Annotated in this window: 2 rRNA genes (1 of these 2 running past the window's edge); both read left to right on the top strand. The window is 55.0% G+C overall.

Features of this window, described 5'->3' with window-relative positions:
• Positions 1–1,416 (top strand): 23S ribosomal RNA (locus RhoBH5_RS32200) (it extends 1,818 nt beyond the left edge of the window).
• A gap of 153 nt (positions 1,417–1,569) precedes the next feature.
• A 5S ribosomal RNA gene (gene rrf / locus RhoBH5_RS32195) occupies positions 1,570–1,686 on the top strand.
• Positions 1,687–1,688: the final 2 nt, after the last annotated feature.

The raw sequence follows: 1,688 nt of genomic DNA, 5'->3' as shown, positions 1-1,688 counted from the left end.
ACCTAGGCAAATCCGGGTCGCACATAGCCTGAGACGTGATGCGTAGCCGATTGAGGCGAATTCAGTGATCCTATGCTGCCGAGAAAAGCCTCTAGCGAGCTTTCACACGGCCCGTACCCCAAACCGACACAGGTGGTCAGGTAGAGAATACTAAGGCGATCGAGATAACTATGGTTAAGGAACTCGGCAAAATGCCCCCGTAACTTCGGGAGAAGGGGGGCCCTGTCTGGTGACGACATTTACTGTCTGAGCTGGGTGGGGCCGCAGAGACCAGTGAGAAGCGACTGTTTACTAAAAACACAGGTCCGTGCGAAGTCGTAAGACGATGTATACGGACTGACGCCTGCCCGGTGCTGGAAGGTTAAGAGGACCGGTTAGTTCCTTCGGGAGCGAAGCTGAGAATTTAAGCCCCAGTAAACGGCGGTGGTAACTATAACCATCCTAAGGTAGCGAAATTCCTTGTCGGGTAAGTTCCGACCTGCACGAATGGCGTAACGACTTCTCAGCTGTCTCAACCGTAGACTCGGCGAAATTGCATTACGAGTAAAGATGCTCGTTACGCGCGGCAGGACGAAAAGACCCCGGGACCTTCACTACAGCTTGGTATTGGTGTTCGGTTCGGTTTGTGTAGGATAGGTGGGAGACTGTGAAGCGGTGACGCCAGTTATCGTGGAGTCGTTGTTGAAATACCACTCTGATCGAATTGGACCTCTAACCTCGGACCATGATCTGGTTCAGGGACAGTGCCTGGTGGGTAGTTTAACTGGGGCGGTTGCCTCCCAAAATGTAACGGAGGCGCCCAAAGGTTCCCTCAGCCTGGTTGGCAATCAGGTGTCGAGTGCAAGTGCACAAGGGAGCTTGACTGTGAGACTGACAGGTCGAGCAGGGACGAAAGTCGGGACTAGTGATCCGGCACCGGCAAGTGGAAGCGGTGTCGCTCAACGGATAAAAGGTACCCCGGGGATAACAGGCTGATCTTCCCCAAGAGTCCATATCGACGGGATGGTTTGGCACCTCGATGTCGGCTCGTCGCATCCTGGGGCTGGAGTAGGTCCCAAGGGTTGGGCTGTTCGCCCATTAAAGCGGCACGCGAGCTGGGTTTAGAACGTCGTGAGACAGTTCGGTCTCTATCCGCCGCGCGCGTTAGAAACTTGAGGAAGGCTGTCCCTAGTACGAGAGGACCGGGACGGACGAACCTCTGGTGTGCCAGTTGTTCCGCCAGGAGCACCGCTGGTTAGCTACGTTCGGAAGGGATAACCGCTGAAAGCATCTAAGCGGGAAGCCTGTTCCAAGATGAGGTTTCTCACCCCCTCGAGGGGGTAAGGCCCCCGGCAGACCACCGGGTTGATAGGCCAGAACTGGAAGTGCAGTAATGCATGCAGGTGACTGGTACTAATAGGCCGAGGACTTACCACAAAGAAGCTACGCGTCCACTGTGCGGTATCTGAAACAACACACAGATACTGATGAGAAACCCTGTTTTCTCCATCCCCCAACACCAGAAACTGGTGTTGACGGGTGGTGAAACCAGGTGATCAGAAGAAGGTTACTGTGACAGTTTCATAGAGTTACGGCGGTCATAGCGAAGGGGAAACGCCCGGTCCCATTCCGAACCCGGAAGCTAAGCCCTTCAGCGCCGATGGTACTGCACTCGACAGGGTGTGGGAGAGTAGGACACCGCCGAACAC

It is taken from the genome of Rhodococcus sp. BH5, assembly GCF_027583855.1.
Taxonomy (GTDB): domain Bacteria; phylum Actinomycetota; class Actinomycetes; order Mycobacteriales; family Mycobacteriaceae; genus Rhodococcus_F; species Rhodococcus_F qingshengii.
This window is presented reverse-complemented; position numbering and strand designations above follow the sequence as displayed.